Source organism: Kitasatospora sp. NPDC057223, from assembly GCF_042669755.1.
GTDB lineage: Bacteria > Actinomycetota > Actinomycetes > Streptomycetales > Streptomycetaceae > Kitasatospora.
Genome location: NZ_JBHUWW010000052.1, coordinates 30,189 through 53,076, shown reverse-complemented (window position 1 = coordinate 53,076; position 22,888 = coordinate 30,189). Strand labels below are relative to the sequence as shown.

The window sequence follows — 22,888 nt, the reverse complement described above, 5'->3', positions numbered from 1 at the left end:
TCGACAACCCGGCCGGCTACGCCCGGACGGTGCTGGTCCGGGCCTACCTGACGCACCAGCGCAGGCGCAGCAATACCGAGCGGCCCAGCCGGGTGTTGCCGGAGGTGCCGGCGCCCGAGCAGGACGCGGCGCTGCGGCTGGCGTTGGTCGACGCGCTGGCGCAGCTTGCGCCGCGCGACCGGGCGGTGGTGGTGCTCCGTTACTGGGAGGACCGGAGCGTGGAGGAGACCGCGGCGATCGTGAAGGACAGCTCGGCGGCGGTGCGGACCAGGTGCACCCGGGCGCTGGCCCGGCTGCGGTCCCTCCTGGGGGCCGACCTGGCGGAGCTGGTGGCGCGGTGAGCGGGTGGGACGAGTCGGTGGATGGGGTCTTCGGTGAGTGGAGTGGCGAAGTGAGCGGTGGGGACGAAGAGTTCGAGGTCCGGTTGAGCACGGCGTTCGGACGGGCCGCCGACGGCCTCGGGGTGGCCGCGGCCGCCCGGCTGGTCGATGGCGGGTTGGAGGCCGGACGGCGGCGCCGGCGGGGACGGCGCCGGACGGTCATGCTGGCCGGCGCGTTGACCCTGGTGGTGGCTACGGGGGCGAGCGCGCTGACCCTGCCGTCCGGGCTGCCGGGGCGGGCCTCCGGTGCGCTGGCTTCCTCGGCGGGCGCGCCGGCGCCGCTCGACCGAGGGGTGACCGTCCTGCTGATCGGTCTGGACGCCAGCACCGACGCCCAGGGCCAGCCGGTGCCTGCGGAGCTGCGCCGCCAGGAGCTGCACGCCGGGGCAGACGACACGGACGTCGCGGACACCCTGGTGCTGGTGCACATCCCGGCCGGAGGAGGGACGGTACGGCAGCTGTCGATTCCCCGGGACGTGCTGGTCGACGCGGCCGGTGGCGGTGCCAAGGTGGCGATCAGGCAGGTGTACGCGCAGGCCGAGGCCGTGGAGATGACACGCCTTCAGGGGCAGGGGGTTTCTGGATCCGAACTGCGATGGCGCGCCCGGGAGGCCGGCCGCGCCGCGCTGATCCGGTCCGTGCAGGAGCTGGCAGGTGTGCCGGTGGACCACTTCGCGGAGGTCACGATGACGGGGTTCTACCGGGCCGCGCAAGCCGTTGGCACGGTGCCGGTCTGTCTGAACCATGCGGTGGACGACGAGTTCAGCGGAGTGAGCCTGCCTGCGGGCCGGTCCGAGCTCGGCCCCGCGCAGGCGCTGGCGTTCGTACGGCAGCGGCACGGCGTGGGTGACGGGTCGGACCTGCAGCGCACGCGCCGGGCGCAGGCGTTCCTCGCCGGGGTGTTGCAGAAGTTGCGTGCCGGCGGGGTGATGGCGGACGCCGGCAGGCTGGGGGCGCTGTACGACGCGCTGAAGGAGGACCTGGTGGTCGACCAGGGGTGGAGCCCGGTCGACTTCGTCCGCCAGGTGCCCGCCTTCGCGCAGGGGCGGGCGGCGACCTCGGAGCTGCCGGTGCAGCCCAACGGGGCGGCGCTGGTGGCGGAGCCGGGCAAGGCGAAGGAGATTCTGGCCGGTGAGGGGACGAGTGCGGCACCGGCTGTGGACGGGGTGCCGTGCGTCGACTGAGCGGGCACGCGGGCTGATATCCGATTCGTCGCCGCGACGACGCTCCCGGCGGATCCGAGGACCGGCGCGCTGACCGCATCTGCGAGGACTGCTGGCGGCCGCAACCACATGGTGACGGCCGCCAGAGCTCTCTCAGGGCCTCGCCAGCGTGGCGCCGGGCGGCCCCGCCCGTGGAGGGACTGTAGGGCACCGTCTGTGTCCGCCTGCCGCCCTCGCTGGTGTGCCGCAGGCCCGGCCCCGCCCGTCGGCGCGCTGGCGGGTCGCCAGGCCCCGGCCACCGCCTGCCACAGTCCCCGGCCCCCGCCCGTCGTGCGGCCGCCAGGACGGCACCCCTTTCGCGGCCGCAGGCCGCCCGCGCGCGTGGTCAGCCCTTGAGCGCCGTCGCGAGGACGGTGCCGAGCTGCTTCTCCGCAGCGATCTCCTGGTCGGCGTTGGTCGCGTCGTGGCTGCCCCGGTCCACGACCACCTCCAGGACGTAGTAGCGCAGGCCCGCCAGGAACGCCAGGTGCGGGGTACCGCCGTTGCTCTTCTTCACTGCGATGAGCGCCTGGTCGCCGATGCCGGGGACCCGCGTGGCGGTGAGGTCCGGGGAGCCTATGGAGTACGCGAACTGCACGGCCGTCAGCTCTCTGAGCGAAGCGTAGGAGAGGTGTGAACCCCAGGTGCACCCCCAGACCTCGCTGCCGTCCTGCGCCGGGTCCGGGTGGGTGCCGACGAATCGGTCACTCGTTCCGACGGCGGCGGAGACCTGGGCGGCCGTCAGCATGGTGCAGGCGTCGGCGGGTCGGGCGCCGTAGGCCGTGGGCGCCTTGGCGGTCGCCGTCGGCGTGGCGGGCGGATCCACGGTCGGGGACTGTGCGGTGGGCGACTCGGGGAGGGGCGAGGGGGCGGCCGGACTCGGGGAAGGGCTAGCGGTGGCGGTGGCGGTGGCCGTGGTGGTGGCCGTGGCGGGCGGCGGGGCCGCCGCCTTCGGCGAGCCGTCCGAGGAGCATCCGCCGACCGTCGCGGCCGCCACGGCGGCCAGCACCGTCACGGCCGCGACGGGGAGCAGGCCGCGCCGTCGGCGCAGGGTGGGAGAGGAGAACTCGGACGGCATGATCGGCCTCCTGCGCGTTCTGCCGTAGCGAACGGACTGTCGTGCGGAGCTCACGCACCGCGATGATCGGGAGCGTACCGGCCGGGCTGCCGCCGCGCGGGCCGAAGTGGGAAACCGGCGCAAGCGGAGGATCCGGTTCCTGCCGCCGAACCCGTCGTCAGCGGGCTGACCGGCAGCGCCGCGAAGACCGGCTGCCGACGGAGCAGGACGGTCACCGCCGAGCGCTTCACCTGCCGGCGCGTGCGGACGGTGCCCGCGACGGCCGCCCGGCCTCGGTCCGGCGCGAGCGGCCCGGCGGCGTGGTCGAGCCTGGAGAGCACCCGGGCGCCACCGTCTCGGACGGCCGGCGCTGACCACTTCCCCCCTGTCATCGAGGCTCGGTGCCCGCGCCGCCGCGCCGCCGCCCGCTCCGGCTACGCAGGGGCCTGTCCTCCGGCCTGAAGTGCCGAGTCGGCCTCGTGATCGGGCGCCGCGGGGTTGTCGCCGTGCTTCCGTGTGACGTCTCCGTGAGTCGGCGTGGCCTCCGTCGCGTTCGGTACCTGGTAGAGCACGTTGGGCAGGTCCCGGGCGGAACGGACGAGGTACAGGACCGGGATGCTCAGAAGCATGTACAGACCGCCGACGGTGAGCATCACCCTTGTCGAGGTCAGTCCGGCCGCGGGGCCGATGATCGCCTGGCCGACGGGGAGCAGCGCGAGGCTGCCCATCCAGTCGTAGGCGCTCACCCGGGAGATGGCCTCCAACGGCACGTGCTGCTGGATCGCGGTGCCGAACATGACGTTGAACAGCGACACCCCGACGTTGCCGAGCAGGGCCGCGATCGCGATGGTGACCGTGCCGCCGGGCAGCGCGTGCGGGAACGCCAGCAGCAGCAGCGGAAGCCCGTAGAGGCCGAGCGGGATGAACGAGGAGCGCAGGATGAACCGCGGCTTCAGCCGCAGTGTCAGCACTCCGCCCAGGACCAGCCCGAGCCCGGTGCCGACTCCGATGGTGGCCCACGCCGAGACCCCGCCGAGCTCGGCCTTGGCCGTCACCGGGCCGAGGATCTGGTACGCCGGCAGCGCCAGCAGGTGGAAGCCGGCCGCCCAGACCACCAGGGCCCACAGCCACGTCCGGGACCGGAACTCCTGCCAGCCGCCGGCGAGGTCGGCCAGGATGGTCGGCCGGGAGCCGGTCCGGGCGGCGGTGGCCGGGAGCCGGATCAGGCTGAGGGCGATCGCGCTGGCCGCGAACGTCGCCGCGTCGATCAGGATCGCCGCGCCGGGGGAGATCGCCACGATCAGCACGCCGCCGAGGGCCGGGCCGAGCGTGAACGCGATGTTGCTGCTGAGCCCGGTCAGGCCGTTGGCCTGCTGGAGCTTGCCGGCGTCGACCAGTTCGGCGACCAGCCCGGTCGCGCTCGGCTTGAAGAACGCGGCGCCGACGCCCCACAGGCCGTGCAGCACCACCATCGTGATCAGGTTGGTGTGCCCCGTCAGCAGCAGCGTGCCCTGCAGGGCCTGGGAGCCCATGCGGAGCACGTCGCACGCGATCATCAGCCGGCGCCGGTTCACCCGGTCGGCGACCACGCCGCCGAACAGCGTGAGGATCACCTGGGGGACGAAGCCGGCTGCCAGCACCAGGCCGAGCGCGGACGCCGAACCCAGCACGTCCAGCACGGCGAACGCCATCGCGATGGGCAGGAGCGCATCGCCGAACTGCGAGAGCGACTGCCCGATGTAGTAGCGCCGGAAGTTGCGTTCGCCCAGCACCTCCGGCAGAAGGCCGGACTTCGTGGTTCGCCTCACCGTTGAACTCCTCCGTTCCCGGCGGCTTGGCCGGACTCCTCGGCGAGCGCCGCCGTGACGAGGGCCGTCGTGATCTCTTCGACGGTCGGTCCGGTGAACACCGCGCCCACCGGCAGTTCCACCCCGAACGCCCGGTAGAGCTGGGCGGTGAGCCGGGCGGCCAGCAGCGAGTCGCCGCCCAGCTCGAAGAAACCGTCCCGGATGCCGACCTGTTCCCGCCCGAGCAGGGTGGCCACCAGGTGCGCGATCTCCCGCTCGACGTCGTCGCGGGGGGCGACGTAGGCGGTGTCCTCGGCGGCGTCGGCCGGCGGCGGCAGCCGGGCCTGGTCGATCTTGCCGCTGGGGGTCATCGGCCATTGGTCGACCAGCACGAACCGGGTCGGCACGAGCTGCTCCGGAAGGTGCTCGCGCAGCCAACGGCGCAGCTCGGCCGGTGCGGGGGCGGGCCCTGGGGGTGCGGTCAGGTAGGCGACCAGCCGGCGATCGCCGTCCGGCCGTCGCGGGTCGACCGGCTGTGCCATGACGACGGTGTCGGCGACGCCGGGATGGGCGCGCAGCCGGACCTCGACCTCGCCCGGCTCGATCCGGTACCCGCGGATCTTGATCTGTCGGTCGGCCCGGCCCAGGAACTCCAGCTCGCCGTCGTTCCGCCAGCGGGCCAGGTCACCGGTCCGGTACAGACGGCCGAACGGGGAGTCGAGGAAGTGCCGGGCGGTCAGCTCCGGCCGGCCCAGGTAGCCGCGGGCGACCTGGACACCGCCCAGGTACAGCTCGCCGACGGCCCCTCGGGGCACCGGTTGCCGCCGGTCGTCCAGCACGTGGGCCTCGACGTTGTCGATCGGCCGCCCGATCGCGGGTGCTCCCCGGCCGTGCTCGGTGTCGGCCACGGTTCCGGCGGTGGCGACCACGGTGCACTCGGTCGGTCCGTAGTGGTTGATCACCGGGAACGCCAGGCCGGGCGGGGGCCTGCGGCGCAGCCGGTCGCCACCGGTGAGCAGGAGGCGCAGCGGCAGCCCGCGCACCTGGTCGCTGTCCAGTACGGCCTCCGCCAGGGGGGTGGCCAGGAAGGCCACGGTGGCCCGCTGCTCGGTCAGCCAGCGCACGATCCGGTCCGGGTCGGACCGGATGGCCTCGCCGGCGATGCCGACGCCGGCGCCGGCGACGAGGTAGGGCCACAGCTCCCAGACCGAGGCGTCGAACGCCTGGGCGGCCACCAGGGTGCCGCGGTCGGCGGGGGTCAGGCCGTACGCGCGCACGTGCCAGCGGCAGAGGTTGGCCAGTGCGGCATGCTCGACCAGCACGCCCTTCGGCCGGCCCGTCGAGCCCGACGTGTAGATCACGTAGGCGAGGTCGGCCGGGCCGGCCGGTCGGGAGCCGGCGGCCGGATCGTGGCCGGCCGCGTCCGGAGCGGGCGCGTCGACGGGCACGACGGTGGCGGCGGTGCCGCCCAGGCGGCCGGCGAGCGCGCTCCGGCTCACCACGAGCGGGGCCCCGCTGTCAGCGATCAGCTCGGCCAGCCGCTCGTCCGGCAGGCTCGGGTCCAGCGGCAGATAGCCGGCACCGGCCTTGAGCACGGCGAGCAGCGCGACCACGAAGTCGGCCGAGCGTTCCAGCAGCACGGCGACGATCCGGTCGCGGCCGGCTCCCAGGGTGCGCAGCCGCCCGGCCAGCCGGTCCGCCTCGGCATCCAGCTCGGCGTAGCTCAGGACCCGCTCCGTGCTGCGCACCGCCGTGGCGTCCGGCCGCAGCCGCGCCTGCTCGGCGACCAGGTCGGGCACCAGCGGGGCCGCCGGGTGCGGCACCGGGCGGCGGCCGAGCGCGGCCGGCTCCGGCCGATCGTCCGGGCCCGTCAGGTCCGCCTCCGCGAGCGGCGCCGCCGGATTCCGTCCGGCCTCGGTGAGCAGCCGCAGGTAGCCGGCGAGCAGCCGGCGTATCGACACCTCGTCGAACAGGTCGGTCCGGTAGTCGACCTCGACGGCGATCCCGCCGTCCCGCTCTCGCATGAACACGTCCAGGTCGAAGCGGACCACTCCGGTGTCGAGGCCGACCTCCTGCGCGCTCAGGCCGCGGAATCCGATCTCGCCCGGCGGGGTGTTCAGGTAGGAGACGGCGACGCCGAACAGCGACGCCCCGCTGCCGTCCCGGGGTCCGCCGGCAGCCGCCATCATCTGGTCGAAGGGCAGGTCCTGGTGCTTGATGGCGTCCGTGGTGACGTCCCGGACCCGTCGGACCAGTTGCTCGAAGGACGGGTCGTCGGACAGGTCGACGCGCAGTACCACGGTGTTCACGAAGAACCCGGCCAGCCCGTGCAGGTCGGTGGTCCGGCGGTCCGCGGTGACGGTGCCGACCGCGATGTCCTGCCGTCCGGTCCAGCGGCTGAGCAGGGCGTGCAACCCGGCGATCAGCGCCATGAAGTCGGTGCCGCCCTGCGGCCGGGCGGCCGCTCTCAGGGCGGCCAGCACCTCCGGCGGCACCCAGATGCCGGCCCGCCGGCCGGCGAACGACTGCCGCGGCGGCCGCGGCCGGTCGGGAAGCAGGGTCACCGGTTCCAGGCCGGCCAGTTGCCGGGTCCAGTACTCGCGGTGCTCGGCCAGGGCGCCGTCCGTGAGCGACGCGTGCTGCCAGTGCGCGTAGTCGCCGTACTGGAGCGGCAGGTCGGGCAGCTCGACCGGGTGCCCGGCGGCCAGCGCCGAATAGGCCGCGGACAGCTCGGCGCCGAGCAGGCCCAGGGTCCACTCGTCGGCGGCCAGGTGGTGCACGACGAGCAGGAGCACCTGTTTGCCCGGCCCGAGGCCGAACACTTCGGCCCGCAGCAGCGGTCCCCGGGCCAGGTCGAAGGGTCGGTCGAAGGATGCGCGGAGATGGGCGGCGAGCCCACTGGGCGGAGCCACGTCGGTGATCGGCAGTTCGACCGCGTCGGCCGGCCGCACGACGAGCACCGGCTCGCCGGCCGGGTCGACCTCGATCCCGGACCGCAGCACCTGGTGGCGGCCCAGGACGACTTCGAGCGCGGTCCGCAGCGCTCCGGCGTCGAGCTCGCCGGTCAGCTCCCAGGCGACGTGCAGGTGGTACGCGGTCAGCCCGGGATGCATCCGGTGCAGGAACCACAAGCGGTGCTGCGCGAACGACAGCGGTGAGCTGGTCCGATGACGGGCCACCGGGCCGTCGGGCCGGTCGGCGGCGCCGGCCGGCGCGGGCGTCACGTGGTCGGTGATGAACCGGGTCAGCGTCGGTGCTTCCAGCACGGCACCGACGGTGACCTCGATGCCGAGCTCGGCCCGGATTCCGGCCACCAGCAGGGCGGCGCGCAGTGAGTGCCCGCCGAGTTGGACGAAGCCGGCGTTGGGTGCGGGCTCGGCCATCCCCAGCGCATCCGCCCACAGCTTCGCCACCTGACGGGGAATCGCACCGTCCGGCAGCGGGGCTCCGCCCGCCGCCGGTGGGTCCGGGCGGTCGGCCCTGAGCGCGGCCAGCGCTGCCCGGTCGGTCTTGCCGTTCGGGCTCAGTGGCAGCTCCGGCAGGGTCACGAACTCGGCGGGCACGAACGCGTCCGGCAGCCGCTCGGCCAGCCCGGCGGCGACCTCGGCCACGGTCACGGCCACGGCTCCGCCCTCGGCCCCGGCCCCGGATCCGACCTCGGTGGCCGCCAGCACGACGTAGGCGACCAGGCGTTCGTCCCCGGGCGCGTCCGGGCTCGCGTGCAGAAGCACCGCCGCGTCGGTGACCCCGGGCGTGGCCCGCAGCTGTGCCTCGATCTCGCCGAGCTCGATCCGCTGCCCGCGCAGCTTCACCTGGTCGTCGATCCGTCCGAGGTACTCCAGCACGCCGTCCGGGCGCCGTCGGACCAGGTCGCCCGTCCGGTACAGGCGCGCGTCCGGCGCGGGAGAGAACCGGTCCGGGATGAAGCGCTCGGCGGTGAGCTCCGCTCGTTCGAGGTAGCCGGCGGCCACCTGCACGCCACCGAGCAGCAGCTCGCCGGTGCACCCGACCGGCATCCGGTTGCCGTACCGGTCCACCACGTGCGTGCTGGTGTTCGCGATCGGCGTGCCGATCGGGACAGGGTCGGCGACGGCGTCGGCCGGACCGCAGGCCCAGCGGGTCACGTCGATGGCGGCCTCGGTGGGCCCGTACAGGTTGTCCAGCCGAACCGCGGGCGCTACCGGAGCGAGCTTTTCGTAGAACTGTCCGACCAGCGCAGCCGGCAGCGCTTCTCCGCTGCACACCACCTGCCGCAACGACCCGCAGCGGCTCAGGTCCGCCGCCCGCAGGAACACCCGGAGCATCGACGGGACGAAGTGCAGCACGGTGATCCGCTCGGACTCGATCGTCGCGGCCAGGTATCCGGGATCGCGGTGCCCGTCCGGCCGGGCCATCACCAGCCTCCCACCGGCCAGCAGCGGCCAGAACAGCTCCCAGACCGAGACGTCGAACCCGCACGGCGTCTTCTGCAGGACCGCGTCGGCGGGGCCGAGCCGGTACTCCTCCTGCATCCAGAGCAGCCGGTTGCGCAGGCCGGCGTGGGTGTTGACGACACCCTTGGGCCGCCCGGTCGAGCCGGATGTGTAGATCACATATGCGGGCGTGCCGCCGCTGACCGGGCTGACGGCGGTGATCGGGGCGGCAGCGGTCACCTGGGGGGAGTCCCGGTCGAGCCATGCCATGGGCAGGACTGCCGAAGGCAGGCGATCGGCCAGTTCGGACCGGCTCAGCACCAGCGCCAGCCGGGCGTCCTCGGCCATGAGCGCCAGCCGGGCGGCGGGGTAGCCGGGCTCCAGCGGCACGTAGGCGGCGCCCACCCGCCATACCGCCAGCAGGGCCACGATCAGCTCGGCCGACCGCTCCAGGCAGACCCCGACCCGGTCCCCCGGACGGATCCCGCGGCCTGCCAGGTAGCCGGCCAGCCGGGCGACCCGGTCGGCGAGTTGGCGGCCGGTCAGGGACCCGCCCTCGGCGGACACCGCGACCTCGTCCGGCTGCTGTGCGCACCGGCGGTCCACCAGCTCCGGGGTCATCGGCTGATCCCCGTGGTCGACCGCGGTGGCGTTCCACCCGTCGAGCTCGGCCTCCTCGGCCGCGGTCAGCAGCGGCAGCGCCGAGATGGGCACGTCCGGGGCGGCAACGGCCCCGTGCAGCAGGGTGGTCAGGTGCCCGTCGGCTCGCGGGCCGGCGGGCGGCTCGGTCGGGCGCCGGTCGGCCAGAAGCGCCCGGAACGTGGGGGCCGGCGCCGACTCGTCGTCGATCCGCGACCCGGCCGCACAGCGGAGGGCGACCGCGCGGGCGCCCGCGGCGAGAACGTCGGCCGGCGAGACGCCGGCGGATCGAGCGAAGCTCCGCCAACTTTCGGTCGGATCCGTGCCGTAGTCCGCCATCTCGCCGAAGCCCTCCCGGTCGCCGCCGCGCATGGCCCACGTGGAAACGGCGCTCCCGGGCCAGAGGTGACGCTAGCGGCGTCGTCGGCCGGTGACGACAGCGACGGCAGTAGCCGACCGTCTGAGTTCTGAGGACCCGGCGGCGGCGGACGGTGCAAGATTCCGGCGACCGGCCTCAACCTCCCGCTTACACCTCGCTCAGCTCGCAGCGGATGTCTTCCGGGCCCGTCGTTCCTACCGTTCCTACCGTGAGGGTACTGTCCGATCCGGGATCGTCAGGGGTCTGAAGAATGCGCACACCGACAGGCGCTGAGCAGCCCGGCGAGCATCGTGCCGCTCTGCTGGCCCGGCGCCGGCAAGCGGCTGGGACCACCGGCCCGCAGTTGACCGCGGAACCGTTCGGTGCGGGGCCGCTGCCCCTGGCACCCGCCCAGGAGACGATGTGGCTCGCCGAGCGGCTGGCGCCCGGCCACCCCACGTACAACGTCCCGGTGAGCTGGGTGCTGCGCGGCACGCTCGATGTCGACGCCCTGCGCGGCGCGCTCGCCGGGATCGTCGCCCGGCACGCGCCGTTGCGGACCCGGTTCGAGGAGCACGACGGCGAGCCGGTGCAGGCGACGGAGGCGTCGGTGTCGGTGCCGCTGTCCGTCGTCGACGTCCCGGACCTGACCGCCGCCCGCGCCGCCGCGCACGCGCTGGCCCAGCAGCCGTTCGCGCTGGACACCGCACCGCTGTGGCGGGTCGCGGTGTACCGGTCCGGTCCCACGGAGCACCTGCTCGTCGTCGTGGTCCATCACCTGGTTTGCGACGGCTGGTCGGTGGACGTGATCACCCGTGAGCTGGCAGCCGGCTATGCCGCCGGGGCCGGCCTACCGGCCGGAGAGCCGCCGCGGCTGGAGGTGCAGTACCCGGACTACGTGCGCTGGCAACGACAGCGGCTGACCGACGAGCGGATTCGCGAACTGGGCGAGTGGTGGCGGGGGAAGCTGGCCGGCGCCCCGCCGTCGGAACTGCTGACGGACCGGCCGCGCCCGTCCAGGCGGGACCCGGCCGGCGCCACCACCTGGCGGCTGCTCGCCGACCCCACCCAGGAGGACCTGCGGGCGCTGGCCACCGGGCTGTCCGGCACGCCGTACGTGGTGCTGCTGGCTGCCTTCCTGGCCACCGTCTCCTACTGGACCAGGGCGGACGACCTGACCGTGGGCTCGCCCAGCGCCGGTCGCGGCCGGATGGAGATCGAGCCGCTGGTCGGGAATTTCGTGAACATGCTGGCGGTGCGGGTCGATCTGTCCGGCGACCCGACGTTCGCCGAGGTGGTGCGGCGCGTGGGCGAGGAGGTGCGGGTCGCCGGCGAGCACGGTGAGCTGCCGTTCGACCGGGTGGTGGACGCGGTCCGGCCGCCGCGGGAGCTCTCACGGCCGCCGCTGTTCCAGCTGAGCTTCGGCTACCTGACCGAGCCGGTGCCGCTTGATCTGCCCGGCCTGAGCGTCGTGCCGGAGCCGGTGGCGCTGGACTCGGCCCGGTTCGATGCCAGTTGGCAGCTCACCCAGCGCGCCGACGGCCTGGAGGTCCGGGTCGAGTACAGCACGGCGCTGTTCGACGAGCAGTCCGTGGACCGGTTCACCGAGGGCTTCACCAGGGTGCTGGCCCAGGTGTGCGCCGCGCCTTCGCTCCGGCTGAGCGAGCTGCGGCCGGTCGCACCGGGCGAACGGGAGCGGCTGCTCGCCCTCGGGGCCGGGCCGTTGCGGCCGGTGCGGGAGACGACGATGGCCGCCGAGTTCGAGGCACGGGTCGCCGAGGCTCCGGAGGCGCCCGCGCTGGTCGTGGCCGGGCGGACGCTGTCCTACGCGGAGCTGGACCGGCGGGCCGACCGGCTGGCCCGCCACCTGGTTGCGCGCGGTGCCCGGCCGGGCACCTTCGTGGCTCTCGCGGTGCCCCGCTCGGTCGAGGCGGTGGTGGCATCGCTGGCGGTGCTGAAGTCCGGCGCGGCCTGCCTGCCGTTGGACCCGACGCATCCACCGGCCCGGCTCGGCCGGATCCTCGATGACGCCGCCGCGGTCGTGCTGGTGACCGACAGCGCCACGGCCGGCCGGCTGGGTTCGACCGTCCCCGCCGTACTGCTCGACCGTGACGACATCGGCACCGCCCCGATGCCGGACACCGCCTCTCTCCCGGACACTGCCCCGCTGCCGGGGGCGTCGCCGTCGGACGTGGCGTACGTGCTGTACACCTCGGGCAGCACAGGGCGGCCCAAGGGGGTGCAGATCGAGCACCGCAGCGTGATCAACTTCGTCGACAGCGTGCGGGACCTCTTCGAGCTGACCCCCGCCGACCGTGTGCTGGGCTTCGCCGCGATGACCTATGACGTCGCGATGTTCGAAACCTTCGCCGCCCTGCTCACCGGCGCCACGCTGTACCACGCCACCGACACCGAGCGCACCAGCATCCACGCCCTGCGGACCCTCATCGAGACCGGCGGCATCACCGTCACCGACATACCACCCACGCTCATGGAACTCATGAATCCCGAAGAGTTCCCCCGGTTGCGGATCGCCTGCGTGGGGGGCGAGAGCTCTCCGGCCGAGCTGGTCAACCGCTGGAACGCCGGCCGCACCTTCCTCAACGTCTACGGCCCCACCGAGTGCACGGTCTGGGTGACCACCCAGGAGTGTGCGGGCAGGTGGGAGGCGTCCCCGCCGATCGGGCTGCCGATGACCAACCACGTCGCCCACGTCCTGGACCCCGCCGGACACCCCGTCCCGGTCGGCGTCCCCGGAGAACTGCTCATCGGCGGCACCGGCCTGGCCCGCGGCTACCTCAACGATCCCGGCCTCACCGACGCCAGGTTCATCCCCGACCCCTTCGGCACCGCACCCGGCGGCCGCCTCTACCACACCGGCGACCTCGTCAAACGCAACCCCGACGGCACCCTCACCTTCCTCGGCCGCATCGACCACCAGATCAAGATCCGCGGACTGCGCATCGAACTCGGCGACATCGAAACCGCCGCCCGCGACCACCCCGGCCTCGCCCAGATCGCCGTCAACCCCTGGACCGACGACCACGGCGAACACCACCTCGTCGCCTACCTCGTCCCCACCGACCCCGCCACCGCACCCGACCGCACCGCACTGCGCGAACACCTCGCCACCCAACTACCCCCCTACATGATCCCGTCGCACTACGTGGTGCTGACCGGACTCCCGCTCAACGACGGAGGCAAGCTCGACCGCCGGGCCCTGCCCGCACCGGACCCGCACACCTCCGACAGCACTCCCACGGCCCCGCGCACCCCCACCGAACACACCCTCATCACCGACATCCTCAGCCCCCTGCTCCACATCCCGGCCATCAACCCCCACGACGACTTCTTCGCCCTCGGCGGCAACAGCCTCCAGGCGACACGGCTGCTGTCCAGGATCCGCGACACGTTCGGCGTGGACGTGGGTCTCGCCGACTTCTTCGCCGCGCCGACCCCCGCGAACCTCGGGGCGATCATCGACGCGGCGCTGGCGGACACGCTCACCGACGAGGATCTCCTCGCGCTGATCGAGCTGCTACCGCCGGAGGAGGCGGAGCGGCTGCTAGGCGGCGAGTCCGGCGAGTCCGGCGAGGCAGACAAGGTGGACGAGGCAGACGAGGCAGACGAGGCGGCGGCACGGTGACCGGGCCCGATCGCGAAAGTCTGGACGACCTGCGCGCCGAGGTTCGGCGGACGCTCGGAACGCCCGCCGTGCGGGCCGCGCTGGCTGCGGTGCGCGCGGGCGGCCCCGAGCCGGACGTCCGCCCGCTCTACCGCGAGCTCGCCGCGCACGGGCTTCTCGCGGTGAGCTGGCCGGTCGAGTACGGCGGCCGCGGACTCGGCCATGCCGAGGCAGCGGCGGTGGCCGAGGAGTTGGTCCGCGGCGGCGTGCCGGACATGCTGCACGTGCTGAGCATCCAGATCGTCGGCCTCTTCCTGCTGCAGGCCGGGTCGGCCGAGCAGAAGGCCCGGCTGCTGCCGGAACTCGCGGCGGCGCGCCGGTTCGCCACCGTGCTGTACACCGAGCCCGAGGTCGGCTCCGACCTGGCCGCGCTGCGCACCACCGCGGTGCGCGACCAGGACGGCTACCTCGTCTCCGGGACGAAGGTGTACGGCCTCAAGAGCGGGCAGAGCGACCTCGCCCTCTGCGCGGTGCGGACATCGACGGGTGCCACCAAGTACGACGGGATCAGCCTGATGCTGGTCGACCTGCGCACGCCCGGGGTGCACTGCGGCACGATCCCCTCGATCGCCGACGAGCGGTTCGACGAGGTGCGACTGGAGTCGGTCCGGGTGAGCCCGGCCGACCTGCTCGGCGGTGAGGGGGAGGGCTGGTCACTGCTCACCCGCTGCCTGGCGATCGAGCGCACCGGCCTGGACTACTCGCTGAAGGCCGAGCGCTGGTACACCGCCGCGATCGCCGGGCTCGACCCGGCGGCGGTGGACGCCGGCCTCCTCGCCGACGTGGGCCGGCACGGCGCCGCGGTCGCCGCCGGGCGGCTTCTGGCCTGGGACGCGATCGGCCGGCTGGACGCGGACCGGCTGGATCCCGCGGTGGCCGCGATGGCGAAGTACCACACCAGCCGGACCGCGCAGGAGGTGGCCACCTGGGCCGCCCTCGTCCACGGCCCGGGCTACGGATTGCACCGGCTGGATCCGACCGCGGCAGCCGTGCTGGAGGCCGGCTTCCGTGAGGCGCCCGGCCTGACCATCTCCGCGGGCACGTCGGAGATCATGCTGGAGATGGTGGCCAGTTCCGCGTTGGAGCAGGCTCCGGACACCGGTGAGGACCCGGTGCTGAGGCGGATCGGCCGGGCGCTCGCCGACAGCCTGGCGGCGGTGGACCCGGCCGGTCCGGACGTCGGCCCGGCCGCCCTGGCCGCACTGGCGGATCAGGACGCCGTCGCGTACGAGGCGCCGGTCGAGGCCGGCGGCTTCGATCTCGGCCTGGCCTGTGGCACGCGGATCGCCGCCGAACTGGGCCGCCGAGCGCTGCCGGACCTCTACACCGGCAGCCTGCTGGCCATCGAAGCGCTGGCCGGCCGCGAGCGGCCGGCGGTTCCCGCGGCGGACCTGGTGGCCGGCAAGGCGGCCGTGCTGCCCGCCGGATTCGACCTGCTCGCGGCCGGACGGGAGGCGGCGCCCGATGCCGTGGTCGTGGACGGCGGCGGCCTGCTCGCCGCGCACTGCGTACTGCCCGTGCCGGACGGCACAGGAGCGGTCCGGATCGCGGTAGTGCCCGCCGACGGTTGGCGGCACGCCGCCGAGCCGGCACCGGGCGGGCTGCACCGGCTCCCGGTGGGCGACCTGGAGATCGACCCGGCCGGGCTCGTCCCCGCGGCCGACCTGGCCCCACTGCTGGCGCGGGCCCGGCTTCGGCATGCCGGGTACCTCCTCGGCCTCGCCGAGGGCGCGCTGGAGCTGGCCGTGCGGTATGCCGCCGCCCGGCAGCAGTTCGGCCGTCCCGTCCTGGCGAACCAGGCGGTGGCGTTCCGGCTCGCCCGGCGGCGGATCGAGCTGTACGGGATCCACCTCGCGGTCGCGGCCGCCGCCGGCCGGCTGGACGACGACCGGCTGGAGGAAGGCCGACCGGGCGACGGCCCGGGCGCCGAGCTCGCCGCCGTGGAAACGCTAGCGGCCGCCGCGGAGGCCGCGCTGCGCACAGTGCGCGCCGCGGTGCAGGTGCACGGCGCCCGCGGCCTGAGCCACGAGCTGTCCGTGCACGCGTACCTGAGCCGGGCCCGGACCGAGGTGACCCGGTTCGGGACGCCCGCCGACCTCTGGCGCGAAGCGGGCTCCCGTCGGCTGGCCGCGCTGCGGTCCGCCGCCGGCGGCCCTGGACCGACTGATGAGAACCGATGAGAGAGGTGTCCGTCAATGACGATCGCCGCGGACCTTGCAGAGCCCAGCAGCCTGGATGACATCGACCTCTATCCGGTGGCGGTCTACCAGGACGGCGCGCCGCACCACCTGCTCCGCCGACTGAGGGCGCACGCACCGGTCTGGCGCCAGCAGGCGCCCGACGGGACCCCGTTCTGGTCGGTCACCCGCTACCGGGATGTGGTGGACGTGCTCCTGGACACCGACCGGTTCAGCTCCGAGCACAGCACGATGCTGACCGTGCTGGAGCGGGACTCCGCGGCCGGCATGGCGATCCATCTGACCGACCCGCCCCGGCACCGCTTCGTGCGGTCGGCCACGGTGCAGGCGATGTCCATGCGGGTGCTCAAGGACCACGAGGCGCAGATCCGGCAGCGGATCCACGATCTGGTCGCCGACATGTGCCGCCGTCGCGAGGTCGACTTCGCGGCGCTGACCGCGGTGCTGCCGATGCTGGTGGCCGGCAGTCTGATGGGGATCCCGGCGGACCGGTGGGAGGAGGCGTCGCGGTGGACGGTCGCCAGCATGGCCGCCGAGGACCCCGCCTACAGCGTCGGAGACGCCGCCGCGACGCTACGCGCGGCGCACGTCTACCTGTTCACGCTGTTCGTCGATCTCCTGGACGAGCGCCGGGCGAACCCCGGCGGCGACGACCTGGTCTCCCGGCTGATCCGCGCCGAGATCGACGGGCGCCCGGCCACGGACGACGAGGTGCTGGTGAACTGCTACGCGTTCATCATGGGGGCGAACCCCACCATCCCGCAGGGCGCGTCCCACTTCGTCCGGGTGATGAGCGCCGACCCCGCGCTCTGGCAGCGCGTCCGCAGCTCGCCCGAGCTGCGCCCGACGGTGCTGGAGGAGACCCTGCGCTTCAGCAGCCCGGTGAACCACCTGCTGCGCCGGACCCGGGAGCAGGTCGAGATCCACGGTGTGACGATCCCGTCGGGCGCCCTGGTGGCGGCCTGGCTGACGTCGGCGAACCGGGACGAGTCGGTGTTCGCCGAGCCGGACGTCTTCGACCCGGCGCGGCAGCCGAACCCGCACGTGGCCTTCGGCTACGGCCCGCACCGGTGCGTCGGCAACGCCGTCGCGCAGACCGGCCTGCGGCTGCTGATCGACGAGCTCGTCGACCAGGTCGAGACGATCGCGCCGGCCGGCCCGGTCCGGCATCTGCGATCCAACTTCCTCAACGGGATCACCGAGCTGCCGGTGGTGCTCACACCGGCAGGCTGAGCCCTGCCGGTGCTGTCGGCCCGTCGGCGAACACCAGGCGGATCCGCGCCAGGGCCCGGTCGGCCGCCGCCGCGGCGGCCGCCGGGTCCGGCCCGGAAGCGATCACATGGCCCTTCCGGTCCACGAAGGAGTGTTCGATCCGGACCTGCGCCCCGGGCTCCAGCCGGCACTGCGCCTCGATGACGCCGGTCAGCTCGCGGGCCTGCTCCAGGCCGGTGACGCCGGCCAGCAGGCCCTCCCGTCCGGGCAGCAGGAACCGGATCGACGCGGACCGGCCGCCGGGCGCGGGCTGCGCGGCGGGCAGGCCGGCCGCGCCGGTCACCACCTCGTCGATCAGGTCCCGCCCGGTCGCCTGCCGCACCAGCCGCGGGATCAGCCCGCCGGCGAGCCGGGGGTTGATCTCGATGATGGTGGGCACGCCGCCGTCGGGAAGCCGCAGCTCCACGTGCGCCGGGCCGACCACGTGCCCGACCGCGCGTACGGCCTCTACCGCGACGGCGGCGAGCGCGGCGGTGGTCGCGGCCGGCACGGGGGCGGGATAGTCGTGGCCGATCTCCACGAAGTAGGGCGGCGGCCCGAGGTACTTGCCGGTCACCCCGACCGGCCGGCCGTCGATGATCTCCACGGAGAACTCCGGGCCGGTCACCTCCCGCTCCACCAGCAGCTGCGGCCCGGGGGCGGGCCGGCCGGGAGCGGGTTGCCCGCCGCTCAGCACGCGGGCGGCCCACTCGAAGGCCTCGTCGGGATCGGCGCACAGGCGGACCCCCAGCGAGCCGGAGCCGTACACCGGCTTCACCACCACCGGCCCGTCCAGCTTCGCCGCCGCGTCGGCGGCGTCCGCGGCGGTGTGGCAGGCGACGAACGCCGGCACCGGGACGCCGGCGGCGGCGAGCCAACGGCGCTGCTCGGCCTTGTTGCGGCAGCGCCCGATCGCCGCCGGATCCGGCGCCGGAAGGCCGAGCCGCCCGGCGACCGCGGCGGCGGTCTGCACGAAGTACTCACTGCTGCTGGTGACGCCGACGGGGTCCAACCGCCGGCAGACCGCCTCCACCGCGGCCGGGTCGCCGGTGTCCACTTCGCGGATCGGCAGGCCCAGCTCGCCGACGTAGTCGTAGCGGCCGGGGTCCCGGGTCAGCAGGACCGGGCGCAGGCCGTGCCGCGCCGCGGCCACCGCGAAATCCCGTCCGGTGCCGGTCGTGTTGCTCTCCACCAGCGCGAACCATCGCCCGGTCACGGTCGTCCCCCCACTCCGGTCATGCCCGTTCGAGCAGTGCCTCGACCGCCTGCGTCAGCCCGTCCTCGGCGGCCCGCAGGTCCCGCGCGGCGGCGGTCAGCCTATCAACCCGCTCCCGCCACCGGTGCAGGAGCCGGGTGTGTGCGGCGGCGAACGGTGCCGGGCCCGGGCCGCCGCCGGAGCCGGTGGCGGCGGCGACCGCCGCCGGGTCCACATCGGCGGCGCTGATCCGCACCACCGTCCCGGGCGTCACCGTCCCCAGCATCGCGCTGAGCCGGTCCGACAGGACCTCGGGTGCGACCGCGGCAAAGGAGGACGCCCCGCCGGCGATCAGCTCGGTGACCAGCCGGCCGGTGACCGAGTGTGCGACCCGGAACGGGACGCCCTGCGCCACCAGGCGGTTCGCGACGGCTGTGGCCACGGTGAAGCCGCGGTGAGCGTGATCGAGCATGTGCTCCGGCCGGGGCCGGGCCCCGGCGACCACCGCGATGGACAGCTGCGCCATGTCGTGCAACTGGTCCAGCGCCGGCCAGACCGGCGCCACGCCCTCGGTGGTGACCTCGACCGAGTTGCCGAACGGCGTGCTCGTCATGCAGCCGACGGCCGTGGTCCAGGCCCCGGCCAGCGCACTCGCGCCGCCCTTGAGATGCTCCAGCAGGAACGGGTTGCGCTTCTGCGGCATGGCCGAACTGGAGCCGACCAGACTGTCCGGGAAGTCGACCATGTCCAGTTCCGGCATGCTCCACAGCTGAAGATCGGTGGCCAGCCGGGAGAGTGTGAGCCCGGCCAGCACCGCGGCGGACAGCGTCCGCAGCAGGGTGTCCCGGGACGCGATCGCGTATCCGGCGTGTTCCACCGGCTCGGCGAACCCGAGCAGCCGCGCGGTCAGTGCCGGATCGATCGGCACGTCGGTGCCCGCGCCGCCGGCCGCGCCGAGCGGGCACTCGCCCAGCCCGGACCCGGCCTCCACCAGGCCGGCGATGTCCCGGTCGAGCGATTCGGCGACGCCCAGCAGGTACCAGCCGTAGCTGGCCGGCACCGAGGGCTGGAACTGGCTGTAGACGGGCATCACCGTCTCCCGGTACGCCCTGGCCCGGCCGAGGAGCAGCGCCTGCAGGCGGACCAGCCCGCGCAGGGTCTCGTCCAGGGCGGCCCGCATCCGCAGCTTGTGCATGGTCGCCTTCAGGTCGTTGCGCGACCTGCCGGTGTGCAGCACCCCGCCGACGTCGGCGCCCAGCCGGTCGATCAGGTAGCTCTCGTAGAGGAGGTAGACCCCGCGCGGCGCGGCCCGGCCCCGCAACGCGGCGAAGCCGTCGGCCCGCAGCGCCCGGATCTCTCCGAGCAGGCCGGCCGCTGCTTTCGTGCTGATCAGCCGCTGCTCGTCGAGCATGACGATGTGGGCCTGGTCGATCGTGGTGATGTAGGGCAGCTCGGCATCGATCGCGGCGTCGGCGTCGGTGCCGAACACCACTCGCGCCGCCCTGGGGGAGAGCGTGCCGGCCAGCCGGCCGGTGCCGGCGCTCACGGGCGGGCCCCCCGGTATCGCCTCGGGGCCGGTACGGACAGCGTGTGGTCGACGGACACCGTGCCGGCCAGCTCCGTTCCGGCGGCGACCGCGTCGGCGAGCTTGCCGTCGTACCCGGCGTCCGCGCCGGAGATGAGAAGGCCGACCATGGTGCCGCTGTGTGCCACGGCGACCCCGAGCGCGCCGATGTCACGGCGGATCTCCAGCATCCGGTCGAGGTGGCGCTTGTGGCACCGGGCTTGGTTGAGCTCCGCGCTGCGCGTGCTGATCCGGCCGACGGCGGCCAGGTCGCCCCCGGCCAGCGCAGTGGCGAGGCCGTCCAGGAGCACGCCGTACTCGCCCCGCTCGGCCGCCGGGACCACCGGCCGGGACGCGTTGAAGTCCACCGTGTCCACCTGCCCGCCCTCGTCGACCCCGACGATGGTCATCGGCGGCACCGGACCGAGCGTCCGGCACAGTCTGACCTTCCGGTGGTGGAAGGCGACGACCTCGCTGTACATCAGTCCGTCGGTCGGCTCGATGCCGCGCAGGTAGGTCTCGATCTCCTGCGGGGGCAGTGTGATCCCCAACGCGTCGGCGACCGCCCGGACCGTGGCCACCAGATCGGCGGACGAGCTGGACATGCCCTTGCCCTCGGGCAGGTCGCCGCTGAGCACCAGCGTGCCGCCGTCGCCGTCGCCGTCGCCGTGGCGGGCGAGGACGGATCGTGCCACCCGCAGCGCTTTCAGCTTGCCGGCCGGTTCGACCCGCAGCCCATCGGCTCCCGGGGTCAGCGTGACCTGCGCGGTGGACCAGCGGGCGATCGGCAGGGTCACCAGGAAGTCCTCGTCCGGGCCGGCCAGCGCGCCCTGCAGCAGCTCGCCGAACGTCCCGAACGACACCCCCAGCCCGGTGCGCGCACCTGTGGCAGCATCGGCCCGCACGGTGGCGGGCGTCGTCGGCGACCCGGCCGTCACCGCGTGCCGGATTTCACGTGAAAGAGGTCTCGGATGAACACGGAGTAAATGCTTCACAGATCGGTATCGGTCCGTCAATACCTGTCCCGAGAAACCTTTGATCGAGCTTCGATAGTCCGATGATAGGCCACCGGACTATCGTCGGACAGGTCGGGTCGACCGGCGCCGAAAGGGCGTTCAGGAAAAAAGGAAGTGGCCGGTGGAATTAACCGCATTCGCAGATGTGGTGGAGGCTCAGCGCATTCCGACGCTGGTCCGGCTCAGCGACAACCTGTACGCAGTGGTCTTCCGGCTGATGAAGCTGGTGCCGGCCCGGCACATCCTGCGCCAGGCCGAGAGCAGCGGGCTGCTGACCGCGGACACGACCGTGGTGGAGACCACCTCCGGCACGTTCGGACTCGCCCTGGCGATGCAGTGCGCGCTCAGCGGCCACCGGCTGGTCCTGGTCAGTGACCCGGTGATCGACGCTCGGCTGCACCGGCAGCTCACACATCTCGGCGCGACGGTCGACATCGTCCGGCATCCGGCGGAGCACGGCGGCTTCCAGGCCTCCCGGCTGGCCCGGGTCGAGGAGATCCGGGCCGGGCTGCCGGCCTCCTTCTGTCCCGAGCAGTACTCCAATCCCGAGCAGCCCATGTCCTATGCGCTGGTCGCCGACCTGCTGTGGGAGCGGCTCGGCCAGGTGGACTGCCTGATCGGCCCCGTCGGGTCGGGCGGGTCGATGTGCGGTACCGCCAGACACCTGCGCCAGGCCTGCCCGGACCTGACCGCCGTGGGCGTCGACGCCCACCTCAGCGTCCTGTTCGGACAGCCCGACGGACACCGCGTGCTGCGCGGCCTCGGCAACAGCATGATGCCCGCCAACCTCGACCACACCGAGTTCGACGAGGTGCACTGGCTGGACACTGCCACGGCCTTCGCCGCGACGCGCGACCTCTACCGCTCGCGTGCGCTCTTCATGGGGCCGACCAGCGGCGCGTCCTACTTCGTCGGCTCGTGGTGGGCCGCCCGGCACCCCGACGCCGTGACCGTGGTGATGCTCCCGGACGAGGGCCACCGCTACGTCGACACCGTCTACGACGACGTCTGGCTGGCCGCCAACGGGCTGGGCGACCCGGTCGCGCAGCGCGAACCGACGGTGGTGACCGACCCCCGGCCGGCCGGGGCCGGGTGGAGCCGGATGGGCTGGGCACGCCGAACGCTGGCCGAGGCGACCGGCTCCGGCGACCCGCTCCCCGCCGGTGCCCTGTGAGCAGTCCGAGACATCCCCACGCCCCCCGCCGGTGAAACGGAGCCGCCATGCCGAGCCTGCTGTCGCTACCGGAGATCTCCGGTGCCGAACTGTCACGTCTGGTCGACCGCGCCGTCCATCTGGCCGGCGCCAAGTCCTTCCCGCCGTCGCTGGCCGGCCGTGCCGTCGGCATCTACTTCCGCAAGTCCTCCACCCGGACCAGGACGTCGTTCTGGCGTGCCGCCACCGCCCTGGGCGCGGACGCCATCACCTTCGGCCCGGACGACCTGCAACTGATCACCGGTGAGTCGCCGGCGGACACCGCCCGCGTCCTCGGCGGCTACCTGGACCTGCTCGTCGTGCGGACCAACGGAGACATCGCCGAGCTGCGCGCGCTGAGCGAGGCCGGCCGCCTCCCGGTGGTCAACGCACTGACCGAGCACGAGCACCCCACTCAGGTGATCGCCGATCTCACCACCGTGCAGGAGGAGTTCGGCGAGCTCGCCGGCCGGCACGTGCTCTACGTCGGGGAGGGGAACAGCACCGCGCGGTCCCTCGCGCACGCCGTCGCGATGACCCCGGGCCTGCGACTGACCCTGCTGACCCCGCCCGGGTACGGGCTGCCCGAGGACGTCCTGGCGGCCGTGGAGGATCTGGGCGGTGCGGGGCGGATCGACCAGCGGCACACCCTCGACGAGGCGCCCACCGGTGCCGACGTCGTCTACACCAGCCGCTGGCAGACGATGGGCGTGCAGAAGCCGGACCCGGACTGGCGGTCGCTGTTCGATCCCTTCCAGGTGACCGAGGCCCTGGTGGAGCGGTTCGGACACCCGGGCACGATCTTCCTGCACGACCTGCCGGCGATCCGCGGCCAGGAGGTCACCGACGAGGTGCTCGACGGACCCCGCAGCCGGGCGTGGCGGCAGGCTTACCACAAGATGACCAGCGCGATGGCGGTCCTCGAGTGGTGCGCCGGGGTGGCCTGACCGGG

13 protein-coding genes are annotated in these 22,888 nt (G+C 73.9%); 7 read left to right on the top strand and 6 right to left on the bottom strand.

What is annotated here, in order from left to right; translation table 11 throughout:
• Together ACFUK0_RS19815 and ACFUK0_RS19810 are read left to right on the top strand one after the other, a co-directional pair.
• Positions 1 to 341 (top strand): sigma-70 family RNA polymerase sigma factor (locus ACFUK0_RS19815; RefSeq protein WP_380251890.1); only part of this gene is annotated, 341 nt, incomplete at its 5' end.
• Between the two features lie 50 nt (positions 342 to 391).
• Entirely contained in the window at positions 392 to 1,564 is a 1,173-nt protein-coding gene (locus tag ACFUK0_RS19810; protein WP_380251888.1) for an LCP family protein, read from the top strand.
• A 364-nt stretch (positions 1,565 to 1,928) separates the two neighbouring features.
• On the opposite strand, the gene ACFUK0_RS19805 is transcribed toward ACFUK0_RS19810, so the two are convergent.
• The 3 genes from ACFUK0_RS19805 to ACFUK0_RS19795 all read right to left on the bottom strand — a co-directional run bounded on the left by ACFUK0_RS19805 (position 1,929) and on the right by ACFUK0_RS19795 (position 9,849).
• On the bottom strand, positions 1,929 to 2,660 hold the full coding sequence (locus tag ACFUK0_RS19805; RefSeq protein WP_380251886.1) for a hypothetical protein: 732 nt from the start codon (positions 2,658 to 2,660) through the stop codon (positions 1,929 to 1,931).
• 413 nt (positions 2,661 to 3,073) lie between these two features.
• Positions 3,074 to 4,447 (bottom strand): MFS transporter, encoded by a 1,374-nt coding sequence (locus ACFUK0_RS19800; RefSeq protein ID WP_380251884.1) that lies wholly within the window; start codon positions 4,445 to 4,447, stop codon positions 3,074 to 3,076.
• Entirely contained in the window at positions 4,444 to 9,849 is a 5,406-nt protein-coding gene (locus tag ACFUK0_RS19795) for an amino acid adenylation domain-containing protein (RefSeq protein ID WP_380251882.1), read from the bottom strand. The genes ACFUK0_RS19800 and ACFUK0_RS19795 overlap by 4 nt, the downstream gene beginning before the upstream one ends.
• 350 nt (positions 9,850 to 10,199) lie before the next feature.
• Here ACFUK0_RS19795 and ACFUK0_RS19790 point away from each other — a divergent pair, with 350 nt between their 5' ends.
• From ACFUK0_RS19790 to ACFUK0_RS19780, 3 genes are read left to right on the top strand one after another with little or no spacing between them, the layout of a single operon-like run.
• Positions 10,200 to 13,481 carry an amino acid adenylation domain-containing protein gene (locus ACFUK0_RS19790; RefSeq protein WP_380251880.1) on the top strand — a complete coding sequence of 1,094 codons (3,282 nt, stop codon included), beginning with the start codon at positions 10,200 to 10,202 and terminating at the stop codon, positions 13,479 to 13,481.
• On the top strand, positions 13,478 to 15,700 hold the full coding sequence (locus tag ACFUK0_RS19785; RefSeq protein WP_380251878.1) for an acyl-CoA dehydrogenase family protein: 2,223 nt from the start codon (positions 13,478 to 13,480) through the stop codon (positions 15,698 to 15,700). Before ACFUK0_RS19790 ends, ACFUK0_RS19785 begins: the two co-directional genes overlap by 4 nt.
• 15 nt (positions 15,701 to 15,715) lie before the next feature.
• Entirely contained in the window at positions 15,716 to 16,951 is a 1,236-nt protein-coding gene (locus ACFUK0_RS19780) for a cytochrome P450 (protein WP_380251876.1), read from the top strand.
• Here the strand turns inward: ACFUK0_RS19780 and ACFUK0_RS19775 are convergent.
• The 3 genes from ACFUK0_RS19775 to ACFUK0_RS19765 are packed head-to-tail and all read right to left on the bottom strand — an operon-like array spanning position 16,935 to position 20,591.
• Positions 16,935 to 18,185 carry an ATP-grasp domain-containing protein gene (locus tag ACFUK0_RS19775; protein ID WP_380251874.1) on the bottom strand — a complete coding sequence of 417 codons (1,251 nt, stop codon included), beginning with the start codon at positions 18,183 to 18,185 and terminating at the stop codon, positions 16,935 to 16,937. The genes ACFUK0_RS19780 and ACFUK0_RS19775 overlap by 17 nt on opposite strands.
• A 19-nt stretch (positions 18,186 to 18,204) precedes the next feature.
• Positions 18,205 to 19,710: an argininosuccinate lyase gene (locus ACFUK0_RS19770; protein ID WP_380251872.1), complete on the bottom strand. Its 1,506-nt coding sequence runs from the start codon at positions 19,708 to 19,710 to the stop codon at positions 18,205 to 18,207.
• On the bottom strand, positions 19,707 to 20,591 hold the full coding sequence (locus tag ACFUK0_RS19765; protein WP_380251870.1) for a kinase: 885 nt from the start codon (positions 20,589 to 20,591) through the stop codon (positions 19,707 to 19,709). Before ACFUK0_RS19765 ends, ACFUK0_RS19770 begins: the two co-directional genes overlap by 4 nt.
• A 274-nt stretch (positions 20,592 to 20,865) precedes the next feature.
• Here ACFUK0_RS19765 and ACFUK0_RS19760 point away from each other — a divergent pair, with 274 nt between their 5' ends.
• Both ACFUK0_RS19760 and ACFUK0_RS19755 read left to right on the top strand, forming a co-directional pair.
• Positions 20,866 to 21,918: a cysteine synthase family protein gene (locus ACFUK0_RS19760; RefSeq protein ID WP_380251868.1), complete on the top strand. Its 1,053-nt coding sequence runs from the start codon at positions 20,866 to 20,868 to the stop codon at positions 21,916 to 21,918.
• Between the two features lie 47 nt (positions 21,919 to 21,965).
• On the top strand, positions 21,966 to 22,883 hold the full coding sequence (locus tag ACFUK0_RS19755; RefSeq protein ID WP_380251866.1) for an ornithine carbamoyltransferase: 918 nt from the start codon (positions 21,966 to 21,968) through the stop codon (positions 22,881 to 22,883).
• Positions 22,884 to 22,888 lie beyond the last annotated feature (5 nt).

Excerpts from the sequence above, each read along its gene's own strand:
- ACFUK0_RS19805 (WP_380251886.1), bottom strand. The coding sequence starts at position 2,660 with ATGCCGTCCGAGTTCTCCTCTCCCACCCTGCGCCGACGGCGCGGCCTG.
- ACFUK0_RS19795 (WP_380251882.1), bottom strand. The coding sequence starts at position 9,849 with ATGCGCGGCGGCGACCGGGAGGGCTTCGGCGAGATGGCGGACTACGGC.
- ACFUK0_RS19780 (WP_380251876.1), top strand. The coding sequence starts at position 15,716 with ATGACGATCGCCGCGGACCTTGCAGAGCCCAGCAGCCTGGATGACATC.
- ACFUK0_RS19755 (WP_380251866.1), top strand. The coding sequence starts at position 21,966 with ATGCCGAGCCTGCTGTCGCTACCGGAGATCTCCGGTGCCGAACTGTCA.